A 15,183-nucleotide genomic window follows, 5' to 3' on the forward strand; every position below is an offset into this window, starting at 1 on the left:
CCCGTTTCAGCGACCTCGTCCAGATGTGCACTGCGCCCATTGCTTGGACCGCCGGATGTTAGATTTTCCGGCTATGATCACGATGGCAGGCTGGCAGCGCCACCGGGATTATGCAATGCGATCGGGACGTTGTATCCGATCGCCGAATGAGGACGGTCCTCATACAAGTGTCTACGCCAATCCTCCAACTTTTCGCGCGCATCCGCAAGGGTCATGAACCAGTTTGCGTTCAGGCATTCCGCACGCAGCTTGCTGTTAAAAGCTTCGATGAAGCCATTGTCGGTCGGCTTGCCAGGCCGCGAGAAGTCCAGTGTGACCTATGTTCACATAGGCCCACAGATCGAGGTCACGGGAGATAAATTCGCTGCCATTATCCACCCGTATGGTCTTCGGATAGCCGCCTTTCCTGCAGATCCGTTCCAGCGTTTGCACCACATCCTCACCGCGATAGGTAAAGCGCGGATCGGTCGCCGGGCTGAAGCGGGAATGGATATCCACAATGGTCAGGATCCGCAGCTTCTTGCCTGCCGCGAGCTGATCATGAACAAAATCCATAGCCCAGATATCGTTCGGTCCTGTGGCCTCCTGACGGTCGTCGCGCAGCTTTGCCTTCACCCGGCGTTTCGGGTGCTTGTTTCTGAGTTGCAGCCCTAACAGCTTGTAAATCCTGCAGATCTTCTTGATGTTGACCGTCCAGCCTTCTCGTCGAAGGAGCACGTGAACACGCCGATAGCCAAACCGCACGCGTGTCTCGCATATCTCCTTGATCCCCCTTTCAAGAGCGGCCTGACCGATGTGGCGGGATTTGCAGTGGTAGGTCGAGGTGTCGAACGTCAGAACCTTGAGAGGCTCGTCTGATCGACACGCCCCAGTCCACCAGCATCCCATCCACAAGCTTGCGCGTGCGGGCAGGCACTAGAGCTTTTGGCGGATGACATGCCTCGAAGCATCTCGCCAGGCAGCAGGCCCGCGTATTTTTTCTTCCAGTTGAAATAGGCCGCCTGGCTGATCCCGGCCTTGCGGCAGATCTCAGCCACAGGCACACCATCATCGCCCTGCTTGAGAATAAACGCCTTCTGGGCGTCCGAAAACTTCGATGCCTTCATCTCTTCCACTCCTTCTCCCAGCCGGGAAAATACCGCGGAAAACTCCAGCAGAAGAGGATCCGGTTTTCAGGGGGCAGAGCAACGCTTACGATTGAAGAGGCCGGTCGCCCGGCGACCGGCTGGAGATGTTCGTCTTCGGTGCCAGTCGGCAAAGGCCTCAGCGCGTCCGGAGAGAGGCGCAGAAACCATCAAACGCGCCGAGATCGACATGGGCCTCGTTGAGCACGCCGGTCATGCCCGGCAGATCGAGTGTCTCGACATGTTCGAGCGCAATCTGCAACGGCACGGATTGCGGCGTATCGGCGAAATTATAGACGAAAAGCAGCGTCATTCCGTCCTTCTCACGCGTGAACATCAGCACACCATCATTGCCGGTGTCCATAAAGCTGATATCGCCATCGAACAGCACGTCGTACTCGGCCCGGAACGACAGCACGGCGCGGTAGTGGTTGTAGACCGTATCCGGTTCGGGCGCCTGCTCGAACACTGACAGCGGCATATGCTCCGCCGGCACAGGCAGCCAGGGCTTGTCGGCCGTAGTGAAGCCGGCATGCGGGGCAACATTGCTCCAAGGCATCGGCGTACGGCAGCCATCCCGGCCCTTGAAAGAGGGCCAGAAGCGAATGCCATAGGGGTCCTGCAGGTCCTCAAATGCGATGTCGGCCTGCGGAAGCCCCAGTTCCTCGCCCTGATAAAGGCAGATGGATCCGCGCAGTGTCGCAAGTACGGAGATCGCAAGCCGCGCCACCGGACCTCGCTCGGCTTCGGTTTTCGCAAAGCGCGAGACGTGGCGATCGACATCATGGTTCGAGAAAGCCCAGCACACCCAGCCGTCCTTCACCGTCGCGAAGAAATTCTCCACGCATGTTCGGATATGCACCGGTGTGAAATCCGGCCCCAGAAAATCGAAGGTGTAGCACATGTGCAGCTTGTCATTGCCGGACGTATAGGCGGCAACGGTCTTCAGCGAGCGCGCGCCGTCACCGACCTCGCCTACGGATGTGCGCTGATCATATTCATCGAGCAGAGCTCTGAAACGCTGCAGAAAGCCGATATTTTCAGGCCGCGTCTTGTCATAGATATGGCGCTGGAAGCCATAGGGGTTTACATCCGGCGCATCAAGACCGGCACCGTCCTCATCACCCAGCATTGGCGGATTGTCGCGCAGTTGATCGTCGCAGAAATAGTAGTTCACCGTGTCCAGACGGAAACCATCGACACCCAGCTCCAGCCAGAAGCGCACGGTCTCCAGCAGCGCGTCCTGAACAGCCTCGCAATGGAAGTTGAGGTCCGGCTGGCTCGCAAGAAAGTTGTGCATGTAATACTGCTTGCGGGTGCCATCCCATTCCCAGCCCGGCCCGCCGAAGATCGACATCCAGTTATTGGGCGCCGTACCATCGGGTTTTGCATCGGCCCAGACGAACCAGTCGGCCTTGTCATTGTCCCGACTCTTGCGGCTTTCCTTGAACCAGTCGTGCTGGTCGGAAGTGTGGGATAGCACCTGATCGATAATGACCTTCAGCCCCAGCCTGTGGGCCTCGTCGACCAGCGCCCTGAAATCGTCGAGCGTGCCGAACATCGGATCGACATCGAGATAATCCGAAACGTCGTAGCCCATGTCGGCCATCGGCGATGTGAAGAACGGCGAGAGCCAGACCGCATCGACGCCAAGCTCCGCAACATAGGCAAGCCGCCGCGTGATCCCGGGAAGGTCGCCGATCCCGTCGCCGGTGGTATCCTGAAATGAACGCGGGTAGATCTGGTAAATGACGCCACCGCGCCACCAGTCGGCCGTTTCGGTTTTCTTGCCGGTCATGGAAAAGTCCCTGTTCCAAATCACTGACCATCAGCCTATCGCCGTGACAGCGCGAGGTAAATGCGCACAAGGCCAATATCCGCGGAGTGGCGATTTTGCTGAGATTGCAGTGTAATAAGCCTGTAACATCGCTTGGATAACAGAGCTGAACGGCCTGCACCGTCTTTCCAAGCAACTGGAACACGCAAGTGAGCGAAAAAGCCAAAGAAAGACTGACCCTGGTTTCCGATGCCTGGCATCCGCAGGTCAACGGCGTCGTCCGCTCGATTGAAAATACCAATCACGAACTGGAAAAGATGGGCGTTGCGGTCACCATGATCACGCCTGACCTCTTCCGCAGCATACCGATGCCGACCTATCCGGAGATCCGCGTGGCGCTTGCCACCTATGGCCAGGTTGCCGGAAAAATCGCGGAAAGCGCTCCGGATTACGTTCATATCGCCACCGAGGGACCGCTCGGGTTCAAGGCGCGGCGCTATTGCCTGAAGCACGGCATCCGTTTCACCACCAGCTATCACACCCGCTTTCCCGAATATGTCGCCGCACGCCTGCCGATCCCCAAGGATATGCTCTATGGCGTCGTCCGCCGGTTCCACAATTCCGGCAATGGCTGCATGGTGGCGACCGACAGCCTTGCGCGCGAACTCGAACAACGCGGCATTCACAATCTGATGCGCTGGAGCCGGGGGATCGACAACACCCTGTTTCATCCCCGCGTGAAGTCAGAGTCAGCATTTGGCAAACTCGAAAGGCCGATATTCATCACGGTCGCCCGCGTTGCGGTGGAAAAAAACCTTCCCGCCCTGCTCGAACTCGACCTTCCCGGCAGCATTGTCGTGGTTGGTGACGGACCGGCACGCAAGGCGCTGGAGGAAAAGTTTCCCAAGGTGCACTTCACCGGCATGCTGCAGGACGAAGACCTTGCCAGAGCCTATGGGGAAGCCGATGTGTTCGTGTTCACATCAAAGACAGACACCTTCGGCAACACCATCATCGAGGCGCTGTCGAGCGGTGTGCCCGTAGCCGCTTTTCCGGTGACCGGCCCGCGTGACATCCTTGAGGGCCATGAGAGCGCCGGTGCACTGGACGAAAACCTCAAGGCCGCGTGCCTGAAGGCGCTTGATTGCTCACCGGAAAAGGCCCGAGAAGTGGCACTCGGTTACACCTGGGAAGCAGCGGCAAGGCAGTTCTACGACAATATGATCACCGCGCACGAAAGCTGATCAGCGCTTCTTCTTGCGCTTGTGCTCGAACGGATTGTCGCCGGCGCGGAAATGGATACGGATCGGCACGCCCGGCATTTCGAAATCATTACGCAGACCGTTGGTCAGGTAGCGGATATAGCTTTCCGGAACAGCATCGGGCCGCGTGCAGGAGATCATGAAGCCCGGCGGACGGGTCTTCACCTGCGTCATGTATTTCATTCTGAGGCGACGGCCGGAAACGGCGGGCGGCGGGTGGCTGACGGTTTGCGCGTCAAGCCAGCGATTGAGCCGTGCCGTCGAGATACGGCTGTTCCACACCTTGTCGGTATCGGCAACCGCCTGCATCAGCTTGTCGAGACCGGTGCCCCGCTCGCCTGAAATCGGCACGGCGCGAATTCCGCGCGCCTGCGGCAAAAGCCGGTCAGTCTTTTCGCGAAGCTCCGCAAGAACCTCTTGGCGGTCCTCGATCATGTCCCATTTGTTGAAGGCGATCACCGCCGCCCGGCCCTCGCGGATGACGAGATCGACGATCTGCAGATCCTGCTTTTCAAACGGAATGGCGGCATCGAATACGATGACCACGCATTCGGCAAAGCGGATGGCGCGCAGTGCATCAGAAACGGAGAGCTTTTCGAGCTTCTCCACAACTCTTGCCTTGCGGCGCATACCGGCGGTATCAAAAAGCTTGATCGGACGTCCACGCCATTCCCATTCCACCGAAATGGAATCGCGGGTGATCCCAGCTTCCGGGCCGGTCAGCAGCCGTTCTTCGCCGAGATAGCGGTTGATCAGCGTCGACTTGCCGGCATTGGGGCGGCCGACAATAGCAACCCGCAGCGGCTTGCTGTCATCGTAAGGCGCGACCTCTTCCGGGTTTTCCGCTTCCTCGCGCGTCAGCATCACATCGGTTTCAGCCTCGATGCCCTCTTCATCCTTGCCGAACGCGCGTTCTGCGCCGATCGCTTCGATGATCGCATCGCGCAGGTCAGTCATGCCCTGACCGTGTTCAGCGGAAATCGGGCACGGTTCACCGAGCCCGAGTGTGAAGGCATCGTAAAATCCGCCATCGGAGCCGCGGGCTTCCGCCTTGTTGGCCACCAGCACAACGGGCTTGCCCCTGCGGCGCAGCATCTGTGAAAGTGTTTCATCGGCAGGTGTCAGCCCGGCTTTCGCATCAACCAGAAACAGCGAAAGGTCAGCCTCGTCAATCGCGGCTTCCGTCTGCGCGCGCATGCGGCCCGGCAGTGTGTCGGCAGCAGCCTCTTCAAGGCCGGCGGTATCGATGATGGTGAAGCGCAGGTCATAGAGACGTGCTTCGCCCGGCCGGCGGTCGCGGGTAACACCGGGCGTATCATCGACAAGCGCCAGCTTCTGCCCGACCAGACGGTTGAACAGCGTGGATTTACCAACATTCGGCCTTCCGACAATTGCGACCTTGAAGCTCATTGTTTCCTCGCTGCCGGTTTAACCGGCATCCTGGATTTCGCCATTGGCGGTCATGACCTCGAGCAGGATCTGCGCCCGATTCAGTACATTGCGCGGTGCTTCCGGATCGTTCGAAATTTCTTCAAACCATTCCTGAGCGCGGCTATAATCCTGATGGCCATAAGCGGAAAGGCCGAGAATTTCACGCGCGGAGAAGCGGAACGGGTTGCCATCATTGGCCAACGCTTCAACTTCCGCCGAAACCTGCTCATAGGTCCCGGTATCGACCAAAAGCCAGCCGGCGCGCAGCTTGGCGGCATCGCGGATAGCTTCCGGCACGCTGCGGTCCTTGCCGATGGAGGAGAACGCCGAAACAGCCGCCGCCGTATCACCGGCTTCTGACAACAGGGTCGCCGAACGCAGTTCCGCCAGAACCGGGTAGGCGCCATATCCCTCAGTTTCAAGCCGGGCCAGCGTCTGCTCGGCAGCATCGAGATTGCCGGCCTCGATCTGGTTCAGCGCAGTCAGGAACACATCGCCGGACTCTGCCGCCTGGCGGGCCTGCCAGTATTCATAGCCGCGCCAGCCTGCGGTTCCGACAACCAGCAAAACGGCAAGGGCAATCAGATAGCGCCCGAAACGCCGCCATGCGTCCTTCATCCTGTCGGAACGCAGTTCTTCATTGACCTCGCGGATAAAACTGTCGTCCTGATTAGCCATTCCGTCACTCCGGCACGATTTTTCTTTGATCCAGTGCCGGGCCTTCTAGCTGTTTTTTGTCCCCGTTGTAAGGAAAAAGCCGCTTTCGCGTGGCGATATTGCACCGGATCGGTGATTTTCACATGCCGAATGAAATCGGTACGCCGATCAGCCAGACATGAGCCTTCCAGATGAACAGTCCCCAGAGCACAATGCCGAGGATGAAAGCGAAGGCATCATAGCGCGCCGAGACGAATGGCTTGCGGCTGTAATTGCCAGCCCTCTCCCGCCGCGCCAGCGAAATCCGAAGAATGACGGCCCAGGCGAGCAGGCCCGCAAACAGGATGACGGACGCCGCCTCGCCATTGGCCAGCAGATGCGCAAAAGCCCAGATCTTGACCGACAACACCATGGGGTGCTTGGCCATGGTCGTGATCCTGCCCGGTGGAAAAAAGCTCGCAGCAAGACAAATCATCGCGATCAGCATCAACAGGATGGTGATATGCGCCATCCAGAAGGGCGGGGTGTAGAGAACGACACCCTGTTGCCGAGCCTGCCCGAAGGCCCAGATCATGAACACAAGCGCGGCAATGGAAGCAAGCGAGAATACACCCTTCCAGCCGTTCTCGCCGAGACGATCGATCATCTGCTGGCGGAAACCCGGTGCAAAGGTGTGAACAAGATGAATGCCGGTAAAAATCAAAACGGCAATGATGAGCATGACCATGGCGCAGTTCCTCTGCGGGTGCGAGAATCATGCTCACAATAGGCCCGAAATGCCGTGGATTGAAGTCGCTTCGGCCGCTCTATTTCACAGAGGCTCAGTCCGGCTGTGGATCGGCCACCGTGCCGCCCGGCTCCTGATAGTCCTCACGGTCGATTTCCGGCAGATCCATGCCAAAGATTGCAGCCTCAAAGGCTTTCAAACGTTTGTAGATCGAGATCAGCTCGATGATCGTGGTCCAGGACAGCACCAGATACTGAAACGAACTCGACACCTGCCCGAACGCCGTCAGGATCTGCTGGACGATACCATAGGTGATCTTGCCCGCGATCATCGTCGGCACCAGGATGAAATAGGCGAAGATGTTATCGGCCTGCAGGTAGAGACTTCGGAACAGGTTGAAATAGGTGTAGTGCAGGTAAAGCCGGAAATAGTTGCGGCGAACATTGGTGAACAGCTCGCGCAGTGTCAGCGGGTCGGCGCGGTCCTCATGGTCCTCGCCATAGACCAGCTCCTTACGATAGGCGGCCTCCACGCGCTGATTGCGAAATTCGAGCCCCGGCAGCTTGATGCCGACGACAGCCAGCAGAACCGTTCCAAACAGCGACCAGAAAATTGCAGCGTTGAACAGCGGTGCCGGAATTTGCCCGATGATCGGCAGATGCGTCACATAGGCTGAGAGCGAGAACAGCACCGGCAGAAAGGCGATCAGCGTCATCACCGAATCGATGATGGAGACACCGAGCCCCTCCATGATCGAGGCAAAGCGCATCGTGTCTTCCTGAACACGCTGGGAGGCGCCTTCGATATGACGGACCCGATCCCACATGCCGGTGTAGTAATCATTCATCGCCGTGCGCCAGCGGAAGATATAGTGGCTGATGAAGAAACGCGACAGAATGAAGATGATGACACTGAGCGAGGTGATCTGGAAGAAGATCAGCATCAGCGAGTAGAAATCACCCTCGGTAATGCCCTGATTGCCCTCAAGGGCTGCCTGCAGCGTATCCCCGAATGGCCGCCGCCAATTGTTGATCGCAACCGAAATTTGCACCGAGAAATAGGTGACGAAAATGATCAGAGACGAGCCCCAGACCGACCAGGCCTGCCATTTGTGGTTATCGCCGAAAAACCACCAGAAAATGCCGAATGTGACCGAAAAGAAGGCGTAGTAGATATAAAACCAGAGGAAGTCGGGCGTGATGAAATGCGCCAGACCGATCGGCTGTTCACCCTGCGGATAGGGAGCAAAACCGATACCAACCCCGACCTCCCGCATGACCGTATACCAGAGCAGGACGCCCAAAAGCGCCCAGAAAACAGCGGAAATAAAAAACAGTTTCGGCTTCGGAAAAAACGACTGGAACACGGGGCTGGCCTTCCGGAAAAGCGCAAAAACGAAGGGTTTCTTAGCCCATCTATGGCAAAAATCACCTAAAAGAGAAATTAAACATTATTCAGGTCGGTCACGTCCTTGTGCACTGCAACCTGCGAATTGGGATTATTCGCCTTCCGGCAACGTCAGGATCAGCGGTCCGTTGCGCGTTGCAACCAGCGTGTGTTCGAACTGAACCGTCAGTGCCTGCGGGATGGAATAAAGCACCCAGTCCTGATCCTCTTCCTCCTCGGCAAATTCACCGCCAAGCGAGAGAAACGGCTCGACTGTAAACACGTGGCCGTCGGAAATAAGACGACGCTCGCTCGGATCCGGCCAGGTGGAAAGCTCGGCGGGTTCTTCGTGAAGCGAACGGCCAATGCCGTGGCTGGCGAGATTGCGGATCAGCGAATAGCGGTTTTTCCTGGCAAAGGCGCCGATGGCGTTGCCGATATCGGCAAATTCGCCGCCGGGCTTCACCTGATTTATCCCGGTCCACATCGCCCGCTTGCCGTCACGGCACAGGCGTTTGACCTTCGCGGTCACCGGCGGCACGGCGAAGGAGGCGCCGGTATCGGAAAAAAACCGTTCTTTTCAGCCGAAACGTCAATATTGACGAGATCGCCTGCGGCAATCACCCGGTCACCGGGAATGCCGTGCGCAACCTCCTCGTTGACAGAGATACAGGTCGCGCCGGGAAACCGGTAGGTCACTTCAGGTGCGGACTGCGCACCGTTGTCTTCCAGAAACTTGCGCCCGATTCGATCAAGCTCAAGCGTGGTGATCCCGGGTTCGAGCGACTTCGACATCACATCGATCGCACTCGCGCAGATGCGACCGATTTCCTTGAGGGCCTGGAGTTCTTCTTCCGTTGTGATGATCATTCAGGCCCTCTTTCTGCAGCTTTCGTCTTTAAACCGGCTCGCCGTCGGCAAGCATCTCATGCACCATCGGCTTGACCTTGGTGCCGAACAGCTCGATGGCATGCAACACTTCCTTTTGCGGCACAAGCCCGACAGCGAACTGAATCATAAGTCGATCGAGACCGAAAATGCGCTGATGCGCCACGATCTTGCGCGCCAGATCCTCCGGCCCGCCAACGAACAGCGCGCCTTCCGGCCCCATGGAGGCATCGAATTGCGCCCGGCCCTGCGGCCCCCAGCCGCGTTCGCGCCCAAGCCGGTCCATGACGGCCTTTTGTGGCTCAAAGAAGATATCGGCGGCCTCCTGAGCCGTGTCGGCCAGAAAACCATGAACGGAAATGCCGCGTTTCAGCTTTGCCGGATCATGACCGGCCTGCAGACCCGCCTGGCGGTGAATATCGAACAATGGCGCAAACCGGCGCGGTTGGCCGCCGAGAATGGCGATGATCAGCGGCAGACCGAGAAAGCCCGCCCGCGCCATCGATTGCGGTGTTCCGCCAGCGGCGATCCACACCGGCAGCGGGCTCTGCACCGGTCGCGGATAGATGGCCTGGTTGTCGAGCGGCGCGCGGGTATTGCCTGACCAGGTGACTTTCTCGTTTTCGCGGATCTTCAAAAGTAGTTCGAGCTTTTCGGAGAACAGTTCATCATAGGCTTCCAGCGGATAGCCGAACAGCGGGAAGGATTCGATGAAGGAGCCGCGCCCCGCCATGATTTCCGCACGGCCGGAGGACAGCAGATCGACCGAGGCAAACTGCTGAAACACCCGCACCGGATCGTCTGAGGAGAGGATCGAGACCGCACTCGTCAGACGGATATTTTTGGTCGTGGTGGCAGCGCCTGCCAGCACGGTTGCCGGTGAGGAGACGAGATAATCGACACGGTGATGCTCGCCGACGCCGAAGACGTCGAGCCCAACCGCGTCGGCAAGCCTGATTTCCTCCATCAGATCCTTCATGCGCCGCTCTGCCTCGCGTCCGCGATCGATGCCATCAGATGGGTCGACGTCGGCAAATGTGAATACACCCAGTTCCATCAATTCGTCCTTTCGCGCCGGAAACGCTGATTTTTGCTCGCCCCTGATATGGAGCAGGCGAGCGCCCGTGTCACGGGATCCGCCGTTGCCACTTGCGAAACGCTGTGTTCACACCCCGTTCAAAGCTGCGGGCCATAATCGCTTCGACCGGTGCATTTGTTTACCTTGCCCTTGCCTACAGGCGATTGCATGGCTTCCGGTTTGGGCATAACCTTTCTGGCAAACAACAAAACGGGAATGGCAGAAAATCATGACGCGCACTGTAGTGGTGACCGGTTCCACAAGCGGGATCGGTCTCGGCATCGCCGAAGGCTTCGCGAAAGCCGGTGACAATCTGGTCATCAACGGGTTCGGAGCGGAAGAGGCAATCAACCAGGCCATCGAACGGATCGGCAGCCTTGGCGAAGGATCTGTGATCTATCACCCCGCCGACATGACCAAGCCGGACGAGAATCGCGGATCTGATCGCCACCGCCGAACGGACCTTCGGCAGCCTCGACGTGCTCGTCAACAATGCCGGTATCCAGCATGTCAGCCCAATCGAGGACTTTCCGCCGGAAAAGTGGGACCAGATCATCGCCATCAACCTGACCAGCTCGTTCCATACCATCCATCATGCGGTGCCGCTGATGAAGAAGGCGGGCCATGGACGGATCATCAATCTGGTCTCGGCTCACGGCCTTGTCGCCTCGCCATTCAAATCCGCCTATGTGGCGGCCAAGCACGGCATGATGGGGCTGACAAAGACGGTGGCGCTGGAGCTTGCCCGCGACAGCATCACCGTCAACGCGATCTGTCCCGGTTACGTGCTGACGCCGTTGGTGGAAAAGCAGATCCCCGATACGGCGAAGGCGCGCGGACTGAGCGAAGAACAGGTCAAAAGCGATGTTCTTCTCGCGGCCCAGCCGACCAAGCAATTCGTGACCGTCGAACAGATCGCGGCCGCAGCGCTTTACCTTGCCAGCGACGACGCCTGCCAGGTCACCGGCACCCATATTTCGATTGACGGCGGCTGGACCGCGCAATAACGCGGACCACGGACTTTTTCTGAAGGAATTTTGATGACGATACGGTTCGTTTTGAACGACAGGGATGTGGCGATCGACAGGATGTCGCCATCCGAGACGCTGCTCGACTTCCTGCGCATCAACCGCCGCCTGACCGGCTCCAAGGAAGGCTGCGCGGAGGGCGATTGCGGTGCCTGCACGGTTCTGGTTGGCCGGTTGACGCGCGGTCGTCTTGTCTACGAGACGGTCAATTCCTGCATCCGCTTCACCGCCTCGCTGAACGCCACCCATGTCGTCACCGTTGAGCACCTTGCCGCAAAGAACGGCGCTCTGCACCCCGTCCAGCAGGCCATGGTCGACATGAATGGCTCGCAATGCGGCTTCTGCACGCCGGGCTTCGTGATGTCGCTTTATGCGCTGTGGATGGAAAACGAAAAGCCGTCGCGCCGGGCAATCGAAAAAGCGCTGCAGGGCAATCTCTGTCGCTGCACAGGCTATGAACCGATCATCAAAGCTGCGGAAAAGGCATCCGCCACGCGCCCCGATGCGGTTTTCGATGCACTTGCGCGTGAACGCGACGCCATCATGGCCCGGCTTGCGGCGATGAAGACCGACGAGACCATCGTGGTCGGCGATGAAAGTGCCCGGGCGATCATTCCCGGTTCCACCTCAGCACTTGCCGAAACGCTCGGCGAATATCGCGACGCCACAATCGTCGCCGGTTCCACCGATGTCGGCCTTTGGGTGACAAAACAGATGCGCGCTTTGAACCCGATGGTGTTCATCAACCATCTGGAAGAACTGCAGACCATCACCGAGACGGAGAAGAGCGTCATCATCGGTGCGGGCGTCACCTACACGGAAGCGTTTCCGACGCTTGCCAAATCGATCCCGGCCCTTGCCCGGCTGATCGACAGGATCGGCGGCGAGCAGGTGCGCAATATGGGCACGATCGGCGGCAATGTCGCCAATGGTTCGCCGATCGGCGACACGCCGCCGGCACTGATCGCGCTCGGCGCCACACTGACGCTGCAATCGGCGAACGGCACCCGCAGCATTGCACTTGAGGATTATTTCCTCGACTACGGAAAGCAGGACAGAAAACCGGGCGAATTCGTCCTTAGCCTGACCGTGCCGAAACCGGCGGCAGATGCGCATTATGCGGTCTACAAGGTTTCCAAGCGCCGCGAGGAAGATATCTCGGCGCTCTGCGGTGCGTTCTGTCTTCAACTGGCAGCAGATGGCACAGTCGAAAAAATCCGCATCGCCTATGGCGGCATGGCGGGTATCCCGAAGCGCGCGCGCCATGTCGAGGCCGCTCTCGCCGGTAAGCCCTGGACCGGCGAAACCGTTGAAGCGGCTCGCGCGGCTCTGGAAAGCGATTACCAGCCGATGACCGATATGCGCGCAACCGCCGCATACAGGATGCTGGCCGGAAAAAACCTGCTGAACCGTCTGTTGCTGGAAACCGGTGGCAACCCGCAGGAACTTTCACGCTTTGAGCGCGAGGAGGCCTGAGATGGACAAGCAGACCCAAGACACGCTCCCCCTCAAGGCCGAGATATCCGGCGGCATGCACAAATCGCGCGTGCACGATTCCGCCCACAAGCATGTGGCCGGCACCGCCGAATACATTGATGACATTCCCGAACCCGCCGGCCTTTTGCATGTCGGCCTTGGCCTCTCAGACCGTCCGCATGCGCGGGTTACCGCCATGGATCTGTCCGCCGTTGAAAACGCGCCCGGCGTGGTGACCGTGCTGACAGCAAGCGACGTGACCGGCGTCAACGACATCTCCTCTGGCGGCCATCATGACGAGCCGCTGTTTGCCAATGAAGAGGTCGAATATCACGGCCAGATCATGTTCGCGGTGATTGCCGAGACCCGGCATCAGGCGCGCGCGGCAGCACGGCTTGCAGAAATCACCTATGAGGATCTGCCCTATTGGACCAATGTCCGCGACGCACTGGCCAATGAGGCGCCCAATGTCATCACCCCGATGACGCTGAAGCGTGGCGATGCGCAAAACGCGATTAAGTCCGCCCCCCGGCGGATCACCGGCGAAATGGAGATCGGCGGGCAGGAGCATTTCTATCTGGAAAGCCAGATCGCGCTTGCCATTCCCGGCGAAGACGACGAAGTCGCCGTGTGGTCCTCGACACAGCATCCAAGTGAAATCCAGCATATCGTCGGCCATGTGCTCGACATTCCGTCAAACGCCGTAACCGTCTATCAGCGGCGCATGGGCGGCGGTTTTGGCGGCAAGGAGACCCAGGGCAACGGCTTTGCCGCAATTGCAGCGCTGGCGGCCAAGAAGCTGAACCGTGCCATCAAGGTCCGCCCCGACCGGGACGAGGACATGATGATCACCGGCAAGCGCCATGATTTCGTGGCCTTCTACGATATCGGTTTCGACGATGACGGTGTTATCGAGGGCGTGGACGCAACCTTTGCAGCACGCTGCGGCTTTTCCTCCGACCTGTCCGGCCCGGTGACAGACCGCACGCTGTTTCACGCCGACAGCTCCTATTATTATCCGAACGTGCATATGGTCTCGCGCCCGCTCAAAACGCACACCTGCTCGAACACCGCCTATCGCGGTTTCGGCGGACCACAGGGCATGCTGGCCGGCGAACGGTTCATCGAGGAGATCGCCTATGCGCTTCAGAAAGACCCGCTCGATATCCGCAAGGCCAATTTCTACGGGGCCAGCGGCTCCGGCCGGGATGTAACGCCCTACCACCAGACGGTCGAGGACAACATCATCCTGCCGGTGGTCGAGGAACTGGAAAAGACCACCGACTACCGCGCGCGCCGACAGGCGATCATCGATTTCAACAACACCAGCCCGATCATCAAAAAGGGCATCGCGCTAACGCCGGTAAAATTCGGCATTTCCTTCACCATGACTGCCTTCAATCAGGCCGGCGCCCTCGTCCATGTCTATCAGGATGGCTCGGTGCAGCTCAATCACGGCGGCACGGAGATGGGCCAGGGGCTCTACATCAAGGTCGCGCAGGTCGTCGCCGATGTGTTCCAGATCGATCTCGACCGGGTGAAGATCACCGCAACCACCACCGGCAAGGTGCCGAACACCTCCGCCACAGCAGCCTCATCCGGCACCGACCTCAACGGCATGGCCGCCTTTAACGGTGCGAAAGAGATCCGCGACCGGCTGGTCGCGTTTGCGGCCGAAAACTGGAATGTGGCGCCCGAGGAGGTTGAATTCCTGCCGAACCGGGTGCGGGTGGGTGCGGAAGAAATGCCGTTCCCGGATCTGATCAAGGCGGCCTATTTTGCCCGCGTACAACTTTCCGCGGCAGGCTTTTATAAAACGCCAAAGATCCACTGGGACCGTGCGGCAGGCCGGGGCAGGCCTTTCTATTATTTCGCCTATGGCGCGGCCTGCACCGAAGTCTCTATCGATACGCTGACCGGCGAATACATGTTCGACCGCACCGATATCCTCCACGACGCCGGCCGTTCGCTAAACCCTGCCATTGATATTGGCCAGATTGAGGGCGGTTTCGTTCAGGGCCTTGGCTGGCTGACGACCGAGGAATTGTGGTGGGACGACAAGGGCCGGCTCAGAACCCATGCGCCCTCGACCTACAAGATCCCGCTTGCCTCCGACCGGCCGAAGATCTTCAATGTCAAGCTAACCGATTTTTCCGAAAACCGCGAGCCGACCATCGGCCGTTCCAAGGCCGTGGGAGAGCCGCCGTTCATGCTGGCTATTTCGGCGCTGGAGGCGATCTCCATGGCCGTTGCCAGCATTGCCGATTACCGCGTCTGCCCGAAACTCGATGCGCCTGCAACGCCGGAGCGCGTGCTGATGGCCGTGGAGCGGATGAGGAAGGCGTAAAA

9 protein-coding genes and 3 pseudogenes are annotated in these 15,183 nt (G+C 59.0%); 4 read left to right on the top strand and 8 right to left on the bottom strand.

Annotation, left to right across the window (positions count from 1 at the left end; translation table 11 throughout):
• Positions 1-77 precede the first annotated feature (77 nt).
• Both AC0L7L_RS12065 and bglA read right to left on the bottom strand, forming a co-directional pair.
• A pseudogene (locus AC0L7L_RS12065) lies at positions 78-1,106 on the bottom strand (IS3 family transposase).
• A gap of 157 nt (positions 1,107-1,263) precedes the next feature.
• Positions 1,264-2,922, bottom strand: a complete 1,659-nt coding sequence (bglA, locus tag AC0L7L_RS12070; protein ID WP_272212171.1) for a beta-galactosidase BglA — start codon at positions 2,920-2,922, stop codon at positions 1,264-1,266.
• A gap of 188 nt (positions 2,923-3,110) precedes the next feature.
• Between bglA and AC0L7L_RS12075 the strand changes: the two genes are divergently transcribed.
• On the top strand, positions 3,111-4,145 hold the full coding sequence (locus tag AC0L7L_RS12075) for a glycosyltransferase family 4 protein (RefSeq protein ID WP_473509213.1): 1,035 nt from the start codon (positions 3,111-3,113) through the stop codon (positions 4,143-4,145).
• Here AC0L7L_RS12075 and der read toward each other — a convergent pair whose 3' ends face one another.
• The 6 genes and pseudogenes from der to AC0L7L_RS12105 form a co-directional block, all read right to left on the bottom strand.
• On the bottom strand, positions 4,146-5,573 hold the full coding sequence (gene der / locus AC0L7L_RS12080) for a ribosome biogenesis GTPase Der (RefSeq protein ID WP_473509215.1): 1,428 nt from the start codon (positions 5,571-5,573) through the stop codon (positions 4,146-4,148).
• 18 nt (positions 5,574-5,591) lie between these two features.
• Positions 5,592-6,272 carry a tetratricopeptide repeat protein gene (locus AC0L7L_RS12085; protein WP_272212176.1) on the bottom strand — a complete coding sequence of 227 codons (681 nt, stop codon included), beginning with the start codon at positions 6,270-6,272 and terminating at the stop codon, positions 5,592-5,594.
• A gap of 118 nt (positions 6,273-6,390) precedes the next feature.
• Positions 6,391-6,978 (bottom strand): NnrU family protein, encoded by a 588-nt coding sequence (locus AC0L7L_RS12090; protein WP_473509218.1) that lies wholly within the window; start codon positions 6,976-6,978, stop codon positions 6,391-6,393.
• Positions 6,979-7,072: 94 nt separating this feature from the next.
• On the bottom strand, positions 7,073-8,344 hold the full coding sequence (gene sbmA, locus AC0L7L_RS12095) for a peptide antibiotic transporter SbmA (RefSeq protein WP_272212179.1): 1,272 nt from the start codon (positions 8,342-8,344) through the stop codon (positions 7,073-7,075).
• 132 nt (positions 8,345-8,476) lie between these two features.
• Positions 8,477-9,234: pseudogene (gene map, locus AC0L7L_RS12100) on the bottom strand (type I methionyl aminopeptidase).
• A gap of 28 nt (positions 9,235-9,262) precedes the next feature.
• The gene (locus AC0L7L_RS12105) at positions 9,263-10,309 is read right to left on the bottom strand and encodes an LLM class flavin-dependent oxidoreductase (RefSeq protein WP_473509221.1); all 1,047 of its coding nucleotides are present in this window, start codon (positions 10,307-10,309) and stop codon (positions 9,263-9,265) included.
• A 250-nt stretch (positions 10,310-10,559) separates the two neighbouring features.
• Between AC0L7L_RS12105 and AC0L7L_RS12110 the strand changes: the two are divergent.
• From AC0L7L_RS12110 to xdhB, 3 genes and pseudogenes are all read left to right on the top strand, one after another.
• Positions 10,560-11,337, top strand: a pseudogene (locus AC0L7L_RS12110) (3-hydroxybutyrate dehydrogenase).
• 33 nt (positions 11,338-11,370) lie between these two features.
• Positions 11,371-12,834 carry a xanthine dehydrogenase small subunit gene (gene xdhA / locus AC0L7L_RS12115; protein WP_473509223.1) on the top strand — a complete coding sequence of 488 codons (1,464 nt, stop codon included), beginning with the start codon at positions 11,371-11,373 and terminating at the stop codon, positions 12,832-12,834.
• 1 nt (position 12,835) lies between these two features.
• A complete protein-coding gene (gene xdhB, locus AC0L7L_RS12120) occupies positions 12,836-15,181 on the top strand; it encodes a xanthine dehydrogenase molybdopterin binding subunit (protein ID WP_473509225.1) in 2,346 nt (781 codons plus the stop codon).
• Positions 15,182-15,183 lie beyond the last annotated feature (2 nt).

It is taken from the genome of Martelella sp. K41-7, assembly GCF_055808365.1.

Excerpts from the sequence above, each read along its gene's own strand:
- der (WP_473509215.1), bottom strand. The coding sequence starts at position 5,573 with ATGAGCTTCAAGGTCGCAATTGTCGGAAGGCCGAATGTTGGTAAATCC.
- xdhA (WP_473509223.1), top strand. The coding sequence starts at position 11,371 with ATGACGATACGGTTCGTTTTGAACGACAGGGATGTGGCGATCGACAGG.
- AC0L7L_RS12090 (WP_473509218.1), bottom strand. The coding sequence starts at position 6,978 with ATGGTCATGCTCATCATTGCCGTTTTGATTTTTACCGGCATTCATCTT.
- AC0L7L_RS12085 (WP_272212176.1), bottom strand. The coding sequence starts at position 6,272 with ATGGCTAATCAGGACGACAGTTTTATCCGCGAGGTCAATGAAGAACTG.
- AC0L7L_RS12105 (WP_473509221.1), bottom strand. The coding sequence starts at position 10,309 with ATGGAACTGGGTGTATTCACATTTGCCGACGTCGACCCATCTGATGGC.
- xdhB (WP_473509225.1), top strand. The coding sequence starts at position 12,836 with ATGGACAAGCAGACCCAAGACACGCTCCCCCTCAAGGCCGAGATATCC.
- bglA (WP_272212171.1), bottom strand. The coding sequence starts at position 2,922 with ATGACCGGCAAGAAAACCGAAACGGCCGACTGGTGGCGCGGTGGCGTC.